The sequence below is a fragment of the Psychrobacter fulvigenes genome (assembly GCF_904846155.1).
Lineage (GTDB): Bacteria > Pseudomonadota > Gammaproteobacteria > Pseudomonadales > Moraxellaceae > Psychrobacter > Psychrobacter fulvigenes.
The window spans coordinates 514964-537009 of the sequence record NZ_CAJGZP010000001.1; the positions used below are offsets into that span (position 1 = coordinate 514964).

Genomic DNA, 22046 nt, shown 5'->3' on the forward strand with positions numbered 1-22046 from the left:
ATGTCTGTCTTTATTCGCTTGGCTGCTTACTATAGACTATGGTATCTGCAGAGTTCTGTAAGACAGTCACTTAGTACGGTGTCAGTCGCCTAATGCTTTAATAAAAACGCAAAGAGAGGATCATGGTTTTTTCTAAAAAATCGCAATGGTTAGGACTGTTGGTATTAGCACTAGCGCTTAGCGGCTGCGATAAGCAGACATCAACTTTACCCTCTAATAATGCAGAGATGACGATAGAGCAGGATATTTTGGCTGCACAAAAAGCATTATCCCGTTATTTTAAACAAGAGTTTGTGCCGTCAGATGATGTAGGAGCGACTGCTGCAGGTGTTGAGCGCATCGTAGCTGCTAATAATGACTTTGCATTTAACATGTATCAAAAACTTTCTCAGAATGATGATAATTTACTTTTTTCTCCTTATGGCTTATCGTCAGCGATGATGCTTGGTTATGCAGCTGCACAAGGTCAAACTTATGAGGAGATTAAAGAGGTCTTTTTTTATCCGCCAATGGAAGAAATGCTACCAAATACAGCGGCTATCTATAATCAGCTGAATCGTCCTAACCCAGATTATAGTCTGGCCAGTAGCAATAAGTTATGGGTACAACAAGAGTTGTCACCCACAAAAGACTATTTAGAGACGGTTACGCGTTACTTGGGTGCTCAAGTGACGCCTGTAGATTTTATTAAAGATAGAGCATCAGCACGGCAGACCATTAACAAAGCGATTAGTGAACAGACCAATGCTCGTATACCAGAGCTGCTATCTGATAGTGCAGTCAACGAAAGTACGCGCAATATTCTGACCAATGCCCTATATTTCAAAGGCACATGGGCCAATGAGTTTTTTGCAGAAAGCACTAAACCTGAGCCTTTTCATGTTTTTGAGTCGTCTCATGATAAGGCCTCCGTGCCTACTGTCGATATGATGTATCAAAATAATACTTTTAATTATACTGAGGATCAGCACGCGCAAGTCATTGAGTTACCATATAAAGGCGACTCATTGTCTATGATGGTTGTACTGCCGAAGGCTACAGATAAGTCAAGTATGGAGCGACTCAGCGCATCGTTAACCGCTGATAAAGTCAGAGCGTGGCGAGATCAGTTCGATTATAAAAACGTAGATTTATATTTGCCTAAGTTTAAGCTGAATATGAACTATGAGTTAGCTGAAGTATTGGGTTCAATGGGAATGCCAACCGCATTTTTAGCAGCAGCAGATTTTTCCATGTTCAGCTCGTCATCCCAGTTGGTGTTTGATAAGGTCATTCATCAAGCCGTGATAGAAGTCGATGAGATGGGTACAGAGGCAGCAGAAACGGCGTTGGTCATAGACGCTTCTACAGCAGAAGCGCCAGTAGCGCCCGTTGTGTTTAAGGCAGATCATCCTTTTATTTTCTTTATTTATGACAAACAGATCAACACCGTTTTATTTATGGGAAAGATGATGATGCCACCAGCATCATCAGTAACTTCTGATTAATCATTGATTTCTAAATAACACGTATTTCAGCAATAAAACACCGCCACTTTGCATCAAAATGGCGGTGTTTTTGTAGTAATAGCAAACCCAAAAAGCACGATTAACTTTGTCAAACTTGCTAAGCCTATCAAGCATTTGCTCAGCGACATACAAGCTCATGAGTCTAATAACGCTTAATACTCAGATCTTTACCGATTGTATCCTGATGAATAGGAAAGTCGGCTAAGGTATCGAACTGCTTGCGATCAGCAAAATAACTGGTCAATGTGCGGCGTACGGCTTCAAAGGCAAGCTTATCCCACGGGATATCCTCTTCACTAAATAGCGCACAGTCCAGGCTTTCAGCGCCGATGCCATAAGCGCCATCTTTTAAGTCAGTCAAATAAATGCTGTAGATCTGTCCGATAGCTGGTAGATCATAAATGCAGTACAAATGTGGATTGAGCGCCACGGCATCAGCTTCTTCAAAGCACTCGCGTGCAGCGCCTTCCGCCATGGTCTCACCGTTTTCCATAAAGCCTGCTGGTATGGTCCATAAGCCATACTGAGGTTCGATGGCACGGCGACACAACAGCACTCTGCCTTTATGCACTACCAAAGAGCCACAGATCACTTTTGGATTTTCATAATGAATATAGCTGCAATTGGGACAGACCAAACGCGGTATATTATCAGTGGGTGGGATTTTGCGTTCAGCTTCATGACCGCATTGTAAGCAATAGCGCATATTAACTGCCTTATTTTGATGACGTAAAAAAGCTAATTCGAAATATTTGTCTTAAGATACCATAAAATAGCCCAAAGCTGAGCGTTGATAACATCAACACCTCATTTGCTGGTAACAAACGACATAGAGTGCACCCAAACAATGTCAATACGATAAATAACATAGCATAGGTGACGGGTTCAACTAGCCTAGCAAGTCAGTATCCTAAAGCACATTGCATGGTAATATGACTCATAGCCATATAGGGTCTGTTGAACATTCAAATATTAGGGCTGCTGATGCTAAAATCGCACCAAACTAGGCGCAAACCGACGATAATGTCGAGACCTTAGCTAGGTTTGCAACACCGTTTGGGGTGATTTTAGCATCAGCCCTTCGGGGCAAGGCTGTTTTTTGCCAATACATGGCGAAATTATCTAACCTAGAATAACTAGGCGTCAAAAATTTCACTGCGTATTGCCTAAAAAATAGCCACTGCCAGTACCACATTTGAATGTTCAACAGACCCTAGTTAATAAAGCAAAATAATAGGGTAAGAATAATGACGGTATTTCAGCCTTCTGTACGTTTTGATGAGTTTTCAGTTGCGTTACCAAAACTTATTCGTCATCCGACACTCAGACAGCTGGCTGAACGGGTGCAGAATGAAACATTAAATGAGCTAAAAATCCCAGCGACGCCTGATTTTACTGATACTTCCCGCAGTGCTCGCGTTTTAGACAGCTTATATCAAACACCGATTGCGGATGCGTCAATATTGGTTGCTATTACCCATGAGCGCCATCCTAAGCTGTTGTTGACGCGCCGCGCTGCACATATGACCAGTCATGCAGGGGAGGTCTCTTGTGCAGGCGGTAAATACGACATTGGTGATGGCAGTAACGTCATTACTGCTTTGCGCGAGGCTTGTGAGGAAACAGCACTACCGCCGAATAAAGTACAATTGCTCGGTCAGCTGCCTATTCAGATATCTAAAAGTGGCATGAGTGTCCGTCCAATTGTGGCACTCATCGCGCCAGATTTGGTATTGGTGCCTGAGATTGGCGAGATATCACGTATCTTTTGGGCAGACTTTGAAGCGCTACTGACTCAGCCGACGGTAGAGTATTCAGTCGAATATAAAATGCTAGATCAGACTGCAACTCTGCTGACGCCCAGCTGGCAAGTGGATGGTGAGACGGTCTGGGGTTTGACAGGGCGAGTCATCGCTAATCTGCTAGAAACTGGCTTTGATCGACAGCTTGAATGGTATTATCACATAAAAGATCAGCATGACCTATTACGCTAGATGGCACTAGCGTCTAAAACAGACAGTACTCTAAAGATTTATGCTGACTATTTATAATACTCATCATTTCGCTTTAGCCACCAGTTCATATTGTCCTGACGCTTGGCACGGAACGCTTCTAACTTATCAGCAACGGTCTGATTGTGCTGGCGTGCGGTATCAAGGGTAAATAAGATAGGCACTGAAGACAGGACACCAAAGCGTATTTTTGACTTGGGTAATTCTAGCCCATCGCCAACATCGTCACCGACTAGGGTACGTGTCACGCTGGCATTAACCATCTCAACGAAACGCCCGCGGCGATTATCCTCACCCATTAGCTGGCGCGGCAAATCGTGTAGGGCTTTGGCCAGTGGCCGCCCCATCTTAAAGTCAAGTTGCTGAATAGATAGATAAGTATATAGCCATTCCCAGCAGGCAGCCTCATCTTTCGGTAAGCGGTTTAAATCAACCCCCATCCAGTAGCTCGCCAGATTCCATAGATGTAAGATGCCTTGCGCTTCTTCTTTGCTAATACGTGCGCCTAGTAATTGTAGCCCGCGCATGATGAGTAAGGAAAACTGTAAATGCGTGGCAATCATATCCGTCTGGTTAATTGGTACACCCCAGTAATCCCTATTCCAACTGCCATCAGGGTTATGATGCTGAGCCGCTTCAGGAATGAGACCTGCAGCACCCGTCAGCTTACCCTTGAGTAAATTCTGACGTACCAAGGTATGGATTTGGCGAACTCTGATAGACTGCCGCCAACCTTCAGAGCCGATGTCTAGTACTTGGTCAATAGGTTTGCGATCATTGCGCGCGCTCATATTGGACTGTGGATGCTCAGAGACCGCTAAAATATAAGCATAGGTACGCATCAGACGTGGTAGAGCGTCATTTGTCAGTGCGCCAGTTTGAATCAGAGGCAAGGATAGGGCAGGAATGCTGTAGCCAGCCATCAATGCGACATTGCGCAGTAGCCAAATCAGCATAAGGGGATAACGGCGGTATGCGATAGCGCCGACCTCCGCAAGCTTGGGATCAAACCAATCAGGGTGGCTGCTAAATTGCTCAGTGAGTGTGCTAAAGGACGGGTTGGAGATAATATCATTGCCAACGTTATGGCTGCCGCTGCTAATGATTTGCTGTAAGGGCTTTGCAAAACGGATACCATCAGTGGCTAACGCATCTGCCAGCGGATCGCCAATATCGTAACCCGCGACCATCTCATGTAATAAATCCTGCGAGATGGTAAAGTCTTTTGGTAATAAGTAACGCTTAATACGTCTTAAAACCTGCAGGTCGCTATGATCGTCAATAGCGGTGGTACGTCCATGGCGCTGATAAGATGCTGTCGATTGTCGGCGCTGGTTTTCAGTCAAAATACTTGCGGGATTGGTGTTGTTCTTGTCCATATGTATCAAGTACTCTCATGATTAGGCTTTATCAAACTGACCGTATCGTTAATCGTTTTTCATTTTTTTATAACAGATTTGTACAATAGAACTGCTTGTAACAGATCAGTCATAAGGCCTCCTCATCTGGTTGAATGAGTTGAGTTGTCTCTGCGTATTAGTGATACGGTGTGTCACTTTTCGCAGCTCTGACGATAAATGTAGTAATCGCGCGCGTGCCTCTTTTTCATTAGCAAAGTCTAGTATCTCACCATTTTCGAGCTTATCAAATTCATTCTGATATTCATCTAGCAGCCGATTATCTTCCTCTATTTGACGTTCTAAAGAATAGTAATCTAGGCCACGTTGATTGGCCTTTTGTAGGGTGTTTACCACCGCTATCGGACAGACATTGTTTAGTTTACGCCCACGTCTACCAAGGTTATAAGCGTTACTGGCCGTGCAATACTGCTTGAGACCAAGCTGACGACCGCGCTCCCATGCCTGATAATCAGGTGCAATACTGGCTTTTGCACAAGCTTTGGCATGGGATGCGAGTCGCTCTGAATGGTAGCCTGCCACACCGTCATTGTAGCCAATCGTCTGCCAATCGCCGACCATGCACTCCTCTTTCGATAAGGTCGCACAGCCTGACAGTAGATAAATGCTACTAAGAGCCGTTACGCTTAATGCAAATCGTAACATTGTTCTCTCCTTTAGCAACTCAAAACATTCTGAACTAAGTAGCAGTGAGCGACAAAGCGCTCAGTGCATCATGAGGGTGTGCGAGTTAAATCTACTGAAGTGCCGCTGACATCTTCTTTTAGCGTCGCTTTGAGCAACAGATAACCAGCCACACCAGAGACGATTGAACCCATGATAATACCGAGACGCTCATCAAATAGTGGCGTATCGCCAGCAAATGCCAAGCCACCAATGAATAAGCTCATGGTAAAACCAACACCGCACAGTAAGGCTGCGCCATAAATCTGCTTAAAGTTCATGCCTCTTGGCATGGTTGAGATACCCATTTTGAAAATCAACCAGCACATAAACATAATGCCTATTTGCTTTCCAATGAACAATCCAGCGGCAATACCAAGCGGTACTGAGTGGAATAGCTCAGCGAAACCTGCACCCTTGAGCGATATACCAGCGTTGGCAAACGCAAATAGCGGCAAAATACCATAGGAGACAGTGTCTTGTAGGTCATGCTCCAGCTCTTCTAGTGGAGAGTGCTCAGGGTCAGTACGGTCGAACAGCGGTATGAATAATGCCAAGACCACACCCGCCAAAGTCGCATGCACGCCAGATTGCAGCACGGCAAGCCACATGATGATACCGACCAATAAATAGGGGGTGATACTGGTAACATTACGGCGATTTAGCGCATATAGAATCGGCAAGCAAATTGCAGCTACCGCCAATGAGAACAGAGATAGATCACTGGTATAAAACAAGGCAATGATGACAATGGCGCCAATATCATCAAAGATAGCAATGGAGACTAAGAATACTTTCAAAGCGTTTGGTACGCGATTGCCGAGCAGACTCAAAATACCGAGCGCAAAGGCAATGTCCGTTGCTGCTGGAATAGCCCAACCTTTGAGGTAGGAAGGCTCATGATAGTTAAAAAGCAAGTAAACAATGGCGGGTGCAATCATACCACCGACAGCCGCGCCGGCAGGGAGAATGATTTGCTTAATATTGGATAGCTCACCAATCAAAACCTCACGCTTGAGCTCAAGACCGACCAAAAAAAAGAAAACCGCCATCAGACCATCATTGATCCAATGCTGCGCATCTTTAGCAAGTACAAAATCACCGACTTGAATAACAACAGGGGCGTGAATAAAACCTGCATACCAAGTATTGAGTGGGGTATTGGCAATAATCATTGCAGCAATGGCAGCCAGTGCTAAGACGATACCGCCAGATGCCTCGAGGTCAAAAAATGCTTTAATTCGTCGCATTGCCATATTTATCCTTATTTACTAAATACACGGTAAACTCGAGCGACTGCTTTAACGCATCATCACGATAACAACAGACTGCCTCAGTTTCTCATAATCTGATCAATATAAAAAATAAAATGCATCAAACCGTTTCTATCCGCCTGTTACTCATATGAATAACACGATAAGGCTTCATGATATGGCTGATAGCACTTTGGCGACCAACTGCTAGGCTATGGTCGAGATGCCTTCTTCCTTGAAGGCTCTATTATTACTGTCAGGTGTTTTATCTTATCATAGCGACTGATAATCGCCATTGATATGTTATATATTTTAGAACAGCTTACTAGCATCATAGAATATATAATCGTCACATGATAGTGTTCACTGAATGGTGAGCATGCAACTTTGCTAAATTTAACAGACTTTAATAGGTTTTTGGCTTTTTATCGTTTGAAATTTTTGTTTCCACCCTTTTTTATTCATATATCAGCTATTGACGCTGATTGGTTTTTTATCATCAAATCGACTCTAACTGCTCTTTTTAAATAACTTCACTTATCTCTGTACTACTCTTAAACAACCTTCCTTCAAATACCTTTTTTGCTATCAAACGGTTTCCGATACTGTTTATGCGTTTTCATGGCGAGACGACAGTCATTGTATTGTCATATATCCTTAACGGAAATGTAATATCTAATAGATACACTGCTGACCTACGCAAGATAAGTAATTAAATGATTAATTATAGGCGATTAGGTGAGTTGATATGTTAGAGCTTAGGCAGGTTACCAAGAAATATGACGACAAAGTTATCTTTGAAGATCTTTCACTCAAAATTAACAAGGGTGAAATAGTCTCAATATTAGGGCCATCTGGCTGCGGGAAAACGACGTTATTGCATATCATTCTAGGTTTAACGGATATCAATGGTGGCCGGTTGGCGTATAACGGTGAGGATATTACTCGTGTTCCTATGAGACAAAGAGGGTTTAATATTGTCTTTCAGGACTATGCTTTATTCCCAAATCTTAATGTCAAACAAAACATCGAATACGGTCTACGTAATAACCCGAATATCAGCACCCAAAAAGAAGTCGATGAGCTGGTCGACTTGCTCGATATTAAAGCCCATCTAAATAAGCGCATTCATCAGCTGTCTGGCGGTCAAAAGCAACGTGTGGCGTTGGCTCGTACTTTAGTTATGAAGCCCAAAATATTACTGTTAGATGAGCCATTATCTGCTCTAGACGGTGTGATCAAAGAAACCGTTAAACAGCGTATCCGTGAGATTGCTGTCCGTTATCAGCTAACCACCTTGATCGTCACTCACGACCCAGAAGAGGCCATGACCTTATCTGATCGCATCCTACTACTATCAGATGGCAAAATCGCACAATTTGATAAGCCAACTGAGATCATAGGTAATCCTGCCAATGACTTCGTCACAAATTTCATTCTGAATCAGCTCAATATCAAACGTCGCAATATCTTAAGTTTATTTGCAGGGGACACCTCTCAAGTTGATCCACTAAGTAAATACACTCAAACCCAAAGCTATGGACAGCATGAGGCTGATATTGGCCCTCGTCATGCTGACTCTAAAGCCATCGCTGTCCATAATAAGCAAAAGTCAAAAGGTACTGTGAAAGGCTGATTTTATAGAAGCTGACAGTGACTGAGTCGGCAACTGAGATACTGATTATAGAGGTCATTCAGTAAAAACCTGACCATTTAATTGTTTTGGACGTTTATGAAGCTTAGTAATCCACCCCAAGCAAAAGCCATTTGGCTATTTGTGACGATTTTATTCATCGCCTTTCTGTTTGTACCATTAGGAAAGGTGTTGGCGTTATCCTTGAATACCAGCGATGGGTTTGGCTTAGATAACTATACGAGTATCGTTAGTAGTAACGACTTTCAACAGGTGATGATCAATAGTTTTGTTGTGGCGACGGTGAGCGCGCTGAGCGCCACAATGCTCGCTTTTATTTTAGCTTATACCGTACATTGGACCAATTTGCCTAAAAGCTTCAAAAAAGTCATTAAAATCGCGGCATTATTCCCCATGCTATTGCCAACGGTGACTTACGGTTTTGCCATTATCTATACCTTTGGTAAGCAAGGCTTGCTGACACAAATACTGGGCTTTCAGCTATTTGAGAACATATATGGCTTTCAAGGGATGTGGCTTGGCTACACCATCTATACTTTGCCCATTGCCTTTTTATTACTCAATAATACCTTTCAATATTTAGACAAAAAATTCGTCATTGTCTCAGAATTGATGGGCGACTCCCATCTGCGCCAGTTCGATATGACGGTGATTCGTCCTTTGATTGGTACCTTTGCCGCGGCCATGATTCAATGCTTCTTTTTAGCCTTCACTGACTTTGGGATACCAGCCTCTATTGGCGGCGAGTATAAAGTCATCGCTATTGAACTATACACACAGATATTAGGTGCGTCGCCTTCGTTTGAAAAAGGCGCAGTGGTCGCGCTGTTTATGCTCATTCCTTCCGTACTGAGTATTGGTCTGCTGTGGTATGTCGCTCGTTTTAATATCCGTTACAACACAGTTGAAAGTATCGATTTACCTACCTCGAAAGTTAAAGACAGAGCGTTAGCCATTTTATCCAGCACTATCTTGTTTTGCTTACTCACTGTGTTTGCGGTGATATTTATCATTCCATGGATAAAAACATGGCCTTATCAAATGCAATTTAGCACTGAGACGGTCAGCAAGGTTTTAGCCTCTACCAATCTAATGCGGGTCTACCAAAACTCACTCATCGTCGCGGTGTTGACAGCTGTCTTTGGTACTTTAATCACTTATTTTTCAGCGTTATTGTGCGAGCGCTCTGGTTTATTCAAAATCGGAAAATTCAGTATAGAGAGCTCAGCTCTGGTGACCAACACCGTGCCAGGGATGGTCGTGGGTATCGCGTATCTCATGGTGTTTTCTGGATCTGCTGTTGCCAATACCATCTTTATTATCGTAATAAGCAACATAATTCATTACTTTGCGACGCCTTATCTGATGAGCAAAAACGCGCTATCTAAAATGAACTTAGGCTGGGAGACGACTGCTAGTCTATTGGGCGACTCATGGGTTAAGTCTCTGATACGAATTGTGATTCCGAACTCATTGTTTACCTTAATTGAAGTCGCGTCATTCTACTTTATCAGTGCCATGGTGACGATTAGCGCAGTTATTTTTATTTCTGGTGCAAAAACCATGGTGCTCACCACCAAGATTGTAGAGTTACAGCATTTTGCGCGTTTTGATGAGATTTTCATCTTATCCCTTATGATACTGATCACCAATATCTGCGCGTTACTTCTGTTTGCCATTATTCGTCATTTATATAGTAAACGCCTTTACGGCACCACCAAAGTAAAAGACGAGACACTTGTTGTGCCAACGACAGCATGAGCAGATCAACTGATCGTTATCGACCATACAAATAAGACTGTAATCATTAAAACTCAATAAAACTTATAGGATAAAAAATGTTTCCATTCAAAACGTTAGTGCTAGGACTTACGTGCAGCATGATATTGACAGGCTGTGGCTCAGCGTCTTCAAAGGGAAGTAGCACAGAGGAGGTCATCATTTATAGTAACGCCGATGTAGAAGCGGTAGAAGTTATTCAAGAGGTATTAGACGAAGCAGGCTATGAGGGTCAATATATCTTCCAATCCTTTGGCACCGGTGAGCTGGGCGGGCGCTTGTTGGCAGAAGGTAAAAACACAGAGGCAGATCTGGTTACCATGAGCTCGTTTTATTTAGAGAGCGCGCAGGAAAAGCATTCGATGTTTAAGGATGTCAGCTTTGAGGTCAACCCGCAACTTGCAGTACCAAGTTACTATGCGCCCATCTTAAGTTTTACTGGGGCAATTATTTTAAATACCAAAGAGATGGCCGCGCAAAATCTGCCTAGACCAACCAGCGCCAAAGATTTGGCAAAGCCCATCTACCAAAACAAAATTGCTATGGTTGATCCCAATGGCTCGTCTACTGGTTGGTTATTTGTACAAAACATCACCGCTACGTATGGCATGGATGCCGAAGGACAAACACTCATGAATCATATTCGTGACAACGCGGGGCCAAATTTAGAGCTGTCAGGATCAGGTCCGTTAAAAAAGGTCATGGCAGGTGAGGTGCCCATTGGTTTTGGTATGCGCCATCAAGCAGTCGTTAATAAAGCAGAAGGTCTGCCCATTGATTACATTGACCCAAGCGAAGGCAACTATACGCTGAGTGAATCAGTCGCGATCATCGATAAAGGCGAAAAAACCAACCAAAATGCGATGAAAATGGCCGAAGTCATCGTCAAAAATGTACGGCCTCAACTGCTAGAGATATACCCAAACATCATCTATGACGGCGAGACAGTGGCACCTGAGAACCAAATCAAAAATGTAAAAACCTATGCTGAACCGCTTACCGCTGAGTTATTAGATAAGCACAGGGCATTTTTTCACGGTCAAAAGATATAAGTTCTAATTTTTGAGGTTAAAACCAAGGAATACCCCTATGCAGTTATCAACCAAATTACCCCCAAAAAAATACGATGTGGTGATCGTCGGTGGCGGCATCATCGGTCTTGCCAGCGCTTATGCCGCAGTCAAAAAAGGACTGAGTGTGGCACTGGTAGAGCGGGAGTCGCAGAATAAAGATGCATCAGTACGCAATTTTGGTTTTGTTACCGTCAGTGGCCAACAAAGTGGCGCACATTGGCAACGTGCGATGCACTCCCGTAACGTGTGGGCGGATATTGCACCTCAAGCGGGTATTGAAATGGAGCATAGCGGCTTGCATATGCTGATTCAGCGTCCAGAAGCGATGGACGTGGCTGAGGCGTTTTTACAGACAGATATGGGCGCGTCTTGTCGATTACTGACTCAATCTGAAATAGCTGAAAATGCCCCTTATCTTAAACAAGGTTTGGGTGTGTTATATAGCCCTCATGAGCTCAGAGTCGAATCAAAGACCGCTATCAGTAAATTAGCTAACTGGTTAGCGCAGATCCATGGCGTGGACTTTTATAACAAGACGACCGTCCATTCTATCGAGTTGCCAGTGGTGCATACCAGCCGTGGTACGCTGCAGGCCGAGCATTGTGTTGTTTGCCCTGGTAGCGATTTGCACAGTTTATATCCAGATACCTTGGCGCAGGCTAAGGCCAAACTTTGCACGCTCAATATGATGCGTGTGATGCCCAAAAAAGACTTTAAGTTAAATGCAGCGGTGATGTCGGATTTAAGCTTTGCTCGCTACGATGGGTTTGCTAAGTTACCTGAAGCTCAAGGGTTAATCACTTTACTAGATGATATTCAGTCAGCCGAGCGTAAGGCTGGTGTGCATCTGATCGTTGTACAATCTGCGGATGGCTCTCTCATTATCGGTGATAGTCATGATTATAGTGATAGAGAGCTGCCATTTAGAGAGGTGCGTCTTGATGAATTGATTATCAATGAATTCCATCAAGTGATGGATATAGGTGAAATTGATATTGTGCAGCATTGGTTAGGGGTTTATCCCAGCGGTGATGATGTGGTGTTCACAGCGTCTCCAGAAAAAGGCGTGGTTATCGGATCGGTGACTGGCGGTACAGGTGCTTCAACAGGATTTGCGTTCGGTGAAGAGTTAATTGATTTAGTATTGGAGTCGAAATAATGAGTACAGATATTATGAGCATCAAAGATAAGTTCGATAACATCACACTTTGTGTCTTTGACATGGCAGGTACGACCGTCAATGAAGATAATTTGGTTTACAAAACAGTGCAGGATGCTATCAATCAGGTACTCGCTGATGCAGGTAAACTTGATAAACAAGTAGATCTGGATATTTGCTTAGTATTTGGGGCGGGCAAGGAAAAACGCCAAGCCATTAATGACATACTTAACCAGTTAGATATGCCTGATATTGAGGTTGAACAGCTGACAAACACAGCGTTTGCTGTCTTTAAAACCAGTTTGGCGACAGCTTATACAAAAGATACCTTAGCTGCGTTTGAGGGTATATTGACGTTGATTGACAAGCTAAAAGTCAGTAATAGAAAGGTCGTCCTAAATACGGGCTATGATGCAAAGACTGCCAATAAAATATTAGATATATTGGGGTGGTCAGCAGGGCGTGAGATTGATGCGTTGATTACTGCGGACGATGTCACGAATGGTCGTCCTGCGCCAGATATGATTATGCTGGCGATGGACAAGTTTGGCATTGAGGATTCAAAGAAAGTGTTAAAAGCGGGTGATAGTGGTATCGATATTGAAGAAGGTAAGAATACTGATTGTGGCTTATGTATCGGCGTTCTGACTGGAGCGCAGACCAAGGTACAACTTGAAAAGTATTCACCAGATGTAGTATTAGATAAATTGACTGATTTGGCTGAATTGATTTAGAAATAGTAGCGTTTTAAATTTAGATATAGTAGCGTTTTAAATTTAGATTTAGCGAGCAGCCAAAATTTAAAATAATGCCAGTTTATTGTAGATAAAGAGGGTTGCACAGAAGTGTGACCCTTTTTGTGTTGAGCATTCGCTGCTCCTACGCAGTGTGAAAGCCTTAAAATAGTGATGTCTTTGAAACTTTAAAAAATGGATAATACCTATTCGTGATTGGACAGTATCGCTCTATGGCTTTATCATGGCGCGTTCTAAACAAAGTGGCTAATGAAATGAGCTGCGGTTATATTTAGTTAGATAGCTTTAACTGTGTCAGCAGTCATTGCTATCTGTTCTTCGAGTATTTCTTTATCAAAATCTTCCTTAGATTTTTATTTTAGTTTGATATGTATTAGCACCAGACCAGAGGTCCGATGCTGACTATTTCTATTACAAGGCCAGAGTCATGGACTTATCGTTATCTTTAGAAATTATATTAATGCTCACTGCGGTAGCGGCGCTTGCTGGCTTCATTGACGCTATCGCAGGGGGTGGCGGCTTGCTGACCATTCCTGCCATGCTGCTGGCAAACATACCACCAGTCATGACATTGGGCACCAACAAGTTACAAGCCGCGTCAGGGGCGCTTGCAGCGTCTATTACCATGATTAGAAAAGGTATCGTTAAGCCTCAACGCATCAAAGTTGCCATTATTGCTGCTTTTTTGGGTTCAGTACTTGGTACGATCGCAGTACAGATGTCACCCCCTGATTTGCTTGAAAAGCTTATTCCGTTTTTGATTGCCGCCATCGGTATTTATACCTTATTTGCGCCCAGACTTGGCGAAGTAGAAGCGGCACCGCGTATCTCAGAAGGCAAGTGGCAAAAAGTTGTCGCGCCACTCATCGGGTTTTATGATGGTTATATCGGCCCTGGTACAGGGATGTTTTTTGCGCTTGGTAATGTCGCTTTGCGCGGTCGGCAGATTATTGAAGCCACGGGTGCGGCAAAGGTATTGAACTTATCAACCAATATTGGCTCGCTGATATTTTTTATTTTGGGCGGTAATGTGATTTGGAAAGTGGGGCTGGCGATGATGGTTGGGCAAATAATCGGCGCGTATTTTGGCTCAAATATGGTGGTCAAAGGTGGTAGTAAGCTCATTCGCTTTATGATTGTTTTGGTGTGCTTGGCAATGATTACCAAATACGTCATTGGTTGATTTAGAGTTAACAGACCCTAGTAAGAATGCTGTTTTAAACAAAACCCCAGACCAAATTGGCTGGGGTTTTGGTGTTTTATAACACTTGTTTCAGTTAAATTATTGAGCTAGCTTTTATATGCTCTGGTTATTTGCGACGATCCACATCATCATATTCGCTACCCATCAAGCCATCGCTAAAGACTTCAGAAAACTCACGTTTGCTGTCTTTATCAATATGACCGTCGAATACATCTTTGGTACCTGCATCAGGGTCATTATAGATAGCCACGTCCATCTTGTCTTCTGATTTTGCCACAATAGCAGTCACTGCAGCATCACCGCCGACGTTCACAGCAGTACGCAGCATATCAAGAATACGATCCACACCTAGGATAAGACCGATGCCCTCGATAGGTAAGCCAACTTGAGCAAATACCATCGATAACATAATCAGACCGACACCAGGGACACCAGCGGTACCGACAGACGCCAGTACAGACATCAAGATGACAGTTAGATACTCTGTGACTCCCAAATCAATGCCATAAATATTGGCAATAAAGATGGTCGCTGTCCCTTGCATGATGGCGGTACCATCCATGTTGATGGTAGCACCAAAAGGTACGGTAAAAGACGCGACTGAGTTATTGACACCCATGCGCTTGGTAATCGTGCGTAAGGTAATAGGAATGGTGGCATTCGAGCTTGAAGTACTAAAAGCAAAGATTTGTACTTCACGCATTTTTGCCAAAAAGGTTCTGACTGATAAGCCAGAAAATAGCTTAAGTACAATCATCATGGTTATAAAGAAGTGGAAAGCCAGTGAGCCAACCAGTACAGCGACATAGCCTAGCAGTGACCAAATCAGATCTAAGCCGAGCTCAGCCATGGCTTTGGTCAAAAGGGCAAATACACCATATGGTGCCAAGTTCATGATGATGGTCACCATCTTTAGGATGACTTCATTAATCAGCTCTAAGCTTTGTACCAAGCCTTTGGCAGGCTTGCCAACCATTAAGATACTGATACCGATCAAGATAGCGAAGAAGATAATCGATAACATATCGCCATTTGCCATCGCGCTGATGGGGTTAGAGGGGATAATGTTAGAAAATACATCCAGTAGCGGCGGTGCAGACTTGGCTTCAAATGCTGCTTCGGTGGCGATATCCATGCCTTTACCGATGCCAAATAGCGAGCCAAGTCCAATAGCAGTCGCGATTGCTAGCGCCGTTGTCATCATATAGATGAGGAAAGTCTTGGTACCAATACGGCCAAGCAAACGGATGTCACCGATACCACACACACCACAAATCAGTGAGATGAGTACTAATGGTACGACTAGCATTTTTAAAGAGTTGACGAACAGCTTACCGATGATGGCCATAAAACCATTGGTAATATATGTGTTAACAAAACTGCCCTCAGCGTTAAGTCCAGAATAGTTTATAAATAAACCCAGTGCGATACCGAGCACCATGGCAACGATGATCTTGCCCGTTAGCCCCAAATTTTTCTACATAATACATATCCTTTTTGTGCATAACGATCGTGTGAATATACGGTGCTCAAATCAATGTGATTATGAGAGTGGTTTCCATCACAGTTACAGTTATGCCTATTAAATTCTTTAGGTTGTCTTTCGAGTTTGTCGCTTGATGCTATATTTTCGAGGACAATATAAAAGAATAGTTAAGGGTACTGCAAGATTTTTTTATAATTTAAGTTCAATGGACGTTCCTTGTCACCGCTATGTGCCCACAAATAGCTGTTTTTATTCTAAACGGTTTGTTGGGTATATGAAACAAAATATTTATACAACTGTCTATGAGACAAATAATGACCAAAAAAAAGCAAGACAGCCGTCAAAGGGCAATCTTGCTTTTAGGGTCTATTGGACATTCGACCTTGGCACTGACAGACCCTAATAAAGCTCACAATTCATAAAGGATGATAAAGGTTAGGATTGCTAAACGCTTCCTAACCTTATTTTTTTAACGAAACTGTTAAACCTTATCGTCTTCTTTATGATGCAAGTCATCTTGAAATTTTTGGGTGTCCTCTATGGATTTGACAGTCGCTTTTGTTAGATCAGGGTCAGCGCCTAGTTCTTTACCTAAGGCTTTAGACTCAGCGGCACGTTTGCGGCGATTATGATTGTAGTTCATGCGCTCATTCAATATGGAATCAGCATCGCGGACACGGTGGTCAAGCACTTCTACCTGAGGGTCCGAATCGTTAAAGTCAGTCTGCGCGTGAACTTCTTTTGTAGTGTCTTGCTCACCGACTAGCGTGACGTCGCCGTCAGTTTCATAGCCGTGATTGGGATTATCATCACCAGTTTTGTCATCGATATCTGTCGCCACTGTCTCTATGTCATCTGTAGGAGCTTCATCGCTGCTAGCTTGGTCAGTCTCTAGACTGTCTGTCAGGGTCTCTTCTTGAGCTTGCTGTTCAGCTGCCAATTGCTTGTTTCTACTCTGTGCATCGCTCTTGATTTGGGCATAGTCGGTCAACTGATGCACCGCATTTTCTAGACTGTGCGGATTGATCCGCTCTTGCGCCTGCAAGAGATGCTCATCGAACACGTCGGTCAATAGCGAGTCAAAACGTAGCCCATTATAATGAATCAGCTGCTCAGCTTCCTCTTCAGTGATATCACCATTTTGGCTAGCATAGACTACGTGATCTTCAAAAGTTAAGCCTTCAAAGTCACCATCATGTTCTGCTTTTTTGAATTGCTTCCAAAGTGGTTCAATCGCCAGCAAGGTTTGATAAGCATTTTCCATACGACCAGTGACGTCTTCAGGATCAGTATTGTAGTAAACCATGGTTTTGAGAAAGTCGCGAAATGGGTTGTCCTCGAAGTCATCCATAAAGGTATCGCCCAGTTTGCGTTTCAACTCGTCACTGGCTGGAGTAAAGATGCGGCCACTTGGAAAAGTCACGAAGCCAACGACATTTGCCGCCAAGCGATTTGGGAAGTTGGCAAAGAAAGAGACGAAAGCTTCTTGGATAGTATATAAGCTATGCTGAAGGGCAACCTCAGCATGCAAGCGTTCAGCTTCTGACTTACTGCCATGCTGATAAAACTGCAGGATAGCAGTGGCGATAAATAAATGACTATGGATATCGGCAAGGCGACCAGAGAGCATCTCTTTGCGCTTGAGATCACCTGCAAGCAAGCCGAGAGCCATGTCTGCTGTGAGCGCAAAGCTGGCGCTCAAACGGTTGATATGCTTGTAGTAAGGGCGGGTAAAGCCATCAGCATAGCTTGGCGCTTTACTACTACCGCCGACATAACCTGCGACAAAGGCTTTGGCACCGCGATTGAAGGTATAGCCCAGATGCTTAAAGAATAAGTCATCAAATTTCTCAAGCGCGCTGTCTTTATCGTCACTTTGCAGCAGTTGCAGCTCATCAAATAAATAGGGGTGACAGCGCATCGCTCCTTGACCAAAAATCATCAACGAGCGGGTCAGGATATTTGCGCCTTCAACGGTGATCGAAACAGGAATGGCTTGATAAGGAATGGCCAAAAAGTTGCGTGGGCCCATCTGAATGGCGCGGCCACCAACTACATCCATACCGTCGTTGACGACCTTACGCATGGTTTCGGTGGCATAGTATTTTGCCATCGCAGTCATGACTGACGGGGTACCGCCTTGATTGAGACCACAAGTAACCAGATGACGAAAAGCCTCTAACATATAAGTGTGACTAGCAATGCGACTGGTCGCATCTTGCACACCTTCAAAGTTACCGACGGAGATTTTGAACTGTTCACGCACTTTGGAAAATGCACCAACGGATAGGTAGCTCATCTCACTGGCAGAAGTCGATAACGCAGGCAAGGAGATGCCGCGACCAACCGCCAAGCATTCCATCAGCATGCGCCAACCACGTCCAGCATTGTCAACGCCGCCGATAATGTAATCGAGTGGAATAAAGACATCCGTACCATCGACAGTACCATTCATGAAGGGCGAGCCACTAGGATAATGACGCGGGCCAATGACAACACCATCATGGCTAGCAGGGATTAATGCACAGGTAATGCCATAATCAGTTTTGTTAGGATCACCAAGCAGACCTTCTGGATCATGCATCTTGAAGGCAAGCCCCACAACAGTTGCGATAGGGGCAAGTGTGATCCAGCGCTTGGAAAAATTCATGTTTAGACCGAGCATATATTGCCCATCATGGATACCGTAGCAGACCACGCCAGTGTCAGGAATAGCGCCAGCATCAGAGCCAGCTTCAGGGCCTGTGAGACCAAAGCAAGGAATCTCCTCACCTCTAGCCAGACCTGGTAACCAATATTGCTTTTGCTCCTCTGTCCCATAGTGCATCAGCAGCTCACCAGGGCCGAGTGAGTTTGGCACCATACAGCTGACTGCTGCGGTTGGCGAGCGTGAAGCAATCTTGCTCATCACACGGCTTTGCGCATAAGAGCTGAACTCAAGACCACCATACTCTTTTGGGATGATGAGACCCAAGAAGCCGTTGTCTTTAATAAACTGCCATACCTGTGGTGGCAGGTCTTTATATTCTGCATTGATTTGCCACTCATCAAGCATCGTACACAGCATCTCAACTTCATTATCAATAAAGCTTTGCTCTTCTTCTGACAGCTGTGGATACGGATAGTTTTCAAAGGTTCGCCAGTTCGGCGCACCCATAAACAGCTCCTTTTCCCACCAACTGGTGCCAGCGTCCAGTGCTTCACGCTCGGTATCACTCATGCTAGGCATGGCATTGCCCAGCGCCTTATAGACAGGCTTGGTGATCAGCGCTTGGCGAACGGGAGAGATAAGAAGCATCAAACATAAGAGTGCAATTGGCACGCCCAAAATCAGCGACCATGGACTAATAAAGGCAGTCACTAGGACCGTAATGATAGCGACGATACTGCCACTAACCCGTGATAAGGACAGTAAAAATATGGCCAAGACGACGGCTAACTGAATAAATACTGCCAAAATGAATAAGCCAATCGTCATGACTGTCTCCTTAGCAAAAGTGAATGAAAAATTGGAAAGCGAAGTTACTCATTATAAGTAACTTATAATGAGTAACTAATTTTAAATAACCAGTCATAAAATACGTAACTAGTCATCATTAATAAAGTGTCTCTAGCAAATTTTTTATTATTTATTTAATAGCTGTAATAAGCTTTTATAAAAGATAATAAGTATAAATTGATTATAGCTAGCGATTATATAGATAAATTGTCTACTAATATGAAACGAGTTGGGCAAACTATCAATAGGGAAAATGCTACGCTATGTCGACAATATGTATCAGTCCGAATGGATGGCTTCAATTCCGAAGCTGCTATTGAGTTAAAAGGGCGTCAAGCCTTTTTCAGCATATGACAGCGTATCATTACGGCCGACGATAATATGATCGACAAGCGACAAGTCCAATAGGTCGCAGGCTTTTTTTAGCTCATAAGTCAGTAGGTTGTCTGCTGTTGATGGCGTGGCATCTGTATGTGGATGATTATGAGCGATAATCAACTGACTGGCGGCATGGGTTAAGGCGTGACGCAGGACATGCTTGATACATACTGAGCAAGAGGAAATACCACCGGTAAACAGGATCTCAAAGTTTAAAAGGTTTAGGGCGTTGTCTAAGCACAGCACGGCAAAGACTTCACGGTGCTCACCGCGTAGTTGGGAACTGATATAATCTTTGACCACTTGTGAGCGCCCAAGTGCTTGTCCCATTTTTAGCTGACTGTCCAGATAGCGCGTCCCCATCTCGAGAGAAGCCATTATTTGGGCATATTTGGCAGGGCCGATACCGTGACAAGCCAACACCGTCTCTTGAGGAGCAGCCAACAGCTCTGCAAGGCTGCCAAACTGATCAATGAGGTGCCGAGCAAGCTCAATGGCTGACTGCGACTGAGTGCCGGTACGCAAGAATATCGCCAAAATCTCTGCATCCGTTAGGTGTGCTGCTCCAAATTTCAGTAATTTTTCGCGTGGTCTGTCGTCTTCATGCCAGTCTTTTATGGCCATTATTTTTCCTTGTGCTTTAAAAAGTGGGTTAGCATCAGGTAAATATTATGATGAATAAGATGATAATTAAGATAAGAATATAAAATCTTACCCAACTTATCTCATAATTGTTACTATAAGCGCAATTCTTATCTTTCAACTTTTTTATAGATGCCATGCCTATGTCAAATGTTGTGCTCGCTATCACTGGCGGTATTGCCGCTTATAAATCCGCTGTTTTTGCTCGCTTACTGATTAAAGCAGGCTTTGAGGTGCGCGTCATTATGACCGCAGGCGCACAAGCCTTTATCACGCCGCTCACTTTGCAAGCTCTGACGGGTAATGAGGTACATATCTCTTTGCTTGATGAGCAGGCGGAAGCAGGAATGGGTCATATCGAGCTGGCTAAGTGGGCAGAATTAATCATCATTGCGCCAGCTTCGGCCAATACCTTGGCGCGTCTGTCTATGGGTATGGCAGATGACTTGTTGACGACTGTGTGTCTTGCGACTACTGCACCAGTCATTATTGCTCCAGCGATGAACCAGCAAATGTGGGCTCATCCAGCAGTAAACCTCAATGTGCAGACCTTATGCGATATGAATTACCATATTATTATGCCAGCGAGTGGTGAGCAGGCGTGCGGCGATGTGGGCGCAGGACGCCTGCCTGAGCCTGAGCAGTTATTGGCTGAGGTGCGTTTGTTTAACGCCCAGCAGACTATCCCACAATATCTAGCAGGCAAAACAGTCGTCATTACCGCAGGGCCGACGGTTGAAGCAATCGACCCAGTACGCTATTTGTCCAATCACTCTTCAGGGAAAATGGGCTTTGCCTTGGCGCAAGCTTGCGTAGAAGCAGGGGCGCAGGTGACGTTAGTCGCTGGTGGTAAGGTGACATTGGCCACACCGCTTGGGGTCACGCGTATCGATGTGTTGTCTGCGGCAGAGATGCTAACCACTGTCGAGCAGTGTGTGGCTGGCACGCATCCTGCGTTACTACATTTACTACCTTTGGCTAAGAATGCGCAGACTTTGGCTGAGAATGTTCAGAGTGATGATCATGAACACCATCATGAACACGACTGTGATTGTCAGGAGCCACACGAGCATATTGAGCAGCAGAGTGCCCAAGTGAATACTCCTCGTCATGCTGATATCTTTATTGCCACTGCGGCTGTAGCTGATTATCGTACGGAAGAAGCCGCGCCGCAAAAAATCAAAAAGACGCAAGATGCGATGTCGCTCAGTCTAGTCAAAAACCCAGATATCTTAGCGACGATTTCTCATGCATATCCTGACATGTTTGTGGTAGGTTTTGCCGCAGAGACGCAAGATGTGGAGCACTATGCTCGCGGAAAGCTGGTCTCTAAAGACTTAGATTTGATCGCTTGTAATGATGTCTCACGCTCAGACATTGGCTTTGCCAGTGATGATAACGCCATGCAGGTGTTTTTCTCTCAGCGCTATCAAAACGATACAGTGACACTAGAAAAAGCCAGTAAAGATAAGATTGCTGCACAGTTGGCGACGATTATCGGTGAGACAATATGGCAACGTCATAATGGTTAGTTGTGTCGTTTCATGGATCGACATAGTCATA

At 44.0% G+C, this 22046-nt stretch carries 16 protein-coding genes; 9 read left to right on the forward strand and 7 right to left on the reverse strand.

The window, feature by feature from the left end; translation table 11 throughout:
- Nucleotides 1-122: 122 nt before the first annotated feature.
- Nucleotides 123-1487 (forward strand): serpin family protein, encoded by a 1365-nt coding sequence (locus JMX03_RS02280; protein ID WP_201594202.1) that lies wholly within the window; start codon nt 123-125, stop codon nt 1485-1487.
- A 163-nt stretch (nt 1488-1650) separates the two neighbouring features.
- On the opposite strand, the gene JMX03_RS02285 is transcribed toward JMX03_RS02280, so the two are convergent.
- Nucleotides 1651-2214, reverse strand: coding sequence for an NUDIX hydrolase (locus JMX03_RS02285; protein ID WP_201575705.1), 564 nt, complete (start codon nt 2212-2214; stop codon nt 1651-1653).
- Nucleotides 2215-2755: 541 nt separating this feature from the next.
- Between JMX03_RS02285 and JMX03_RS02290 the strand changes: the two genes are divergently transcribed.
- On the forward strand, nt 2756-3502 hold the full coding sequence (locus JMX03_RS02290) for an NUDIX hydrolase (RefSeq protein ID WP_201575703.1): 747 nt from the start codon (nt 2756-2758) through the stop codon (nt 3500-3502).
- A gap of 47 nt (nt 3503-3549) precedes the next feature.
- Here JMX03_RS02290 and JMX03_RS02295 read toward each other — a convergent pair whose 3' ends face one another.
- The 3 genes from JMX03_RS02295 to nhaA form a co-directional block, all read right to left on the reverse strand.
- Complete coding sequence (locus JMX03_RS02295; RefSeq protein WP_201594204.1) at nt 3550-4899, reverse strand: oxygenase MpaB family protein; 1350 nt, start codon at nt 4897-4899, stop codon at nt 3550-3552.
- A 105-nt stretch (nt 4900-5004) separates the two neighbouring features.
- The gene (locus JMX03_RS02300; protein WP_201594206.1) at nt 5005-5583 is read right to left on the reverse strand and encodes a DUF2799 domain-containing protein; all 579 of its coding nucleotides are present in this window, start codon (nt 5581-5583) and stop codon (nt 5005-5007) included.
- A gap of 68 nt (nt 5584-5651) precedes the next feature.
- On the reverse strand, nt 5652-6857 hold the full coding sequence (nhaA, locus tag JMX03_RS02305; RefSeq protein ID WP_201575700.1) for a Na+/H+ antiporter NhaA: 1206 nt from the start codon (nt 6855-6857) through the stop codon (nt 5652-5654).
- Nucleotides 6858-7602: 745 nt separating this feature from the next.
- Between nhaA and JMX03_RS02310 the strand changes: the two genes are divergently transcribed.
- The 6 genes from JMX03_RS02310 to JMX03_RS02335 all read left to right on the forward strand — a co-directional run bounded on the left by JMX03_RS02310 (nt 7603) and on the right by JMX03_RS02335 (nt 14457).
- Nucleotides 7603-8490, forward strand: a complete 888-nt coding sequence (locus JMX03_RS02310) for an ABC transporter ATP-binding protein (protein WP_201594208.1) — start codon at nt 7603-7605, stop codon at nt 8488-8490.
- Between the two features lie 96 nt (nt 8491-8586).
- On the forward strand, nt 8587-10269 hold the full coding sequence (locus JMX03_RS02315) for an ABC transporter permease family protein (protein WP_201594210.1): 1683 nt from the start codon (nt 8587-8589) through the stop codon (nt 10267-10269).
- A 77-nt stretch (nt 10270-10346) separates the two neighbouring features.
- The gene (locus JMX03_RS02320) at nt 10347-11339 is read left to right on the forward strand and encodes an extracellular solute-binding protein (protein ID WP_201594212.1); all 993 of its coding nucleotides are present in this window, start codon (nt 10347-10349) and stop codon (nt 11337-11339) included.
- 37 nt (nt 11340-11376) lie between these two features.
- Nucleotides 11377-12519, forward strand: coding sequence for a TIGR03364 family FAD-dependent oxidoreductase (locus JMX03_RS02325; protein ID WP_201594214.1), 1143 nt, complete (start codon nt 11377-11379; stop codon nt 12517-12519).
- Entirely contained in the window at nt 12519-13253 is a 735-nt protein-coding gene (locus JMX03_RS02330; RefSeq protein ID WP_201594216.1) for an HAD family hydrolase, read from the forward strand. The genes JMX03_RS02325 and JMX03_RS02330 overlap by 1 nt, the downstream gene beginning before the upstream one ends.
- A gap of 448 nt (nt 13254-13701) precedes the next feature.
- Nucleotides 13702-14457 (forward strand): TSUP family transporter, encoded by a 756-nt coding sequence (locus tag JMX03_RS02335; RefSeq protein ID WP_201594218.1) that lies wholly within the window; start codon nt 13702-13704, stop codon nt 14455-14457.
- 127 nt (nt 14458-14584) lie between these two features.
- Here JMX03_RS02335 and JMX03_RS02340 read toward each other — a convergent pair whose 3' ends face one another.
- From JMX03_RS02340 to radC, 3 genes are all read right to left on the reverse strand, one after another.
- Nucleotides 14585-15949, reverse strand: coding sequence for a dicarboxylate/amino acid:cation symporter (locus JMX03_RS02340; RefSeq protein ID WP_227695133.1), 1365 nt, complete (start codon nt 15947-15949; stop codon nt 14585-14587).
- Between the two features lie 496 nt (nt 15950-16445).
- Nucleotides 16446-19442: an acyl-CoA dehydrogenase gene (locus JMX03_RS02345; RefSeq protein WP_201594220.1), complete on the reverse strand. Its 2997-nt coding sequence runs from the start codon at nt 19440-19442 to the stop codon at nt 16446-16448.
- A 342-nt stretch (nt 19443-19784) separates the two neighbouring features.
- Nucleotides 19785-20465, reverse strand: a complete 681-nt coding sequence (gene radC, locus JMX03_RS02350) for a RadC family protein (RefSeq protein WP_201594221.1) — start codon at nt 20463-20465, stop codon at nt 19785-19787.
- 161 nt (nt 20466-20626) lie between these two features.
- Between radC and coaBC the strand changes: the two genes are divergently transcribed.
- Nucleotides 20627-22015, forward strand: coding sequence for a bifunctional phosphopantothenoylcysteine decarboxylase/phosphopantothenate--cysteine ligase CoaBC (coaBC, locus tag JMX03_RS02355; protein ID WP_201594223.1), 1389 nt, complete (start codon nt 20627-20629; stop codon nt 22013-22015).
- Nucleotides 22016-22046: the final 31 nt, after the last annotated feature.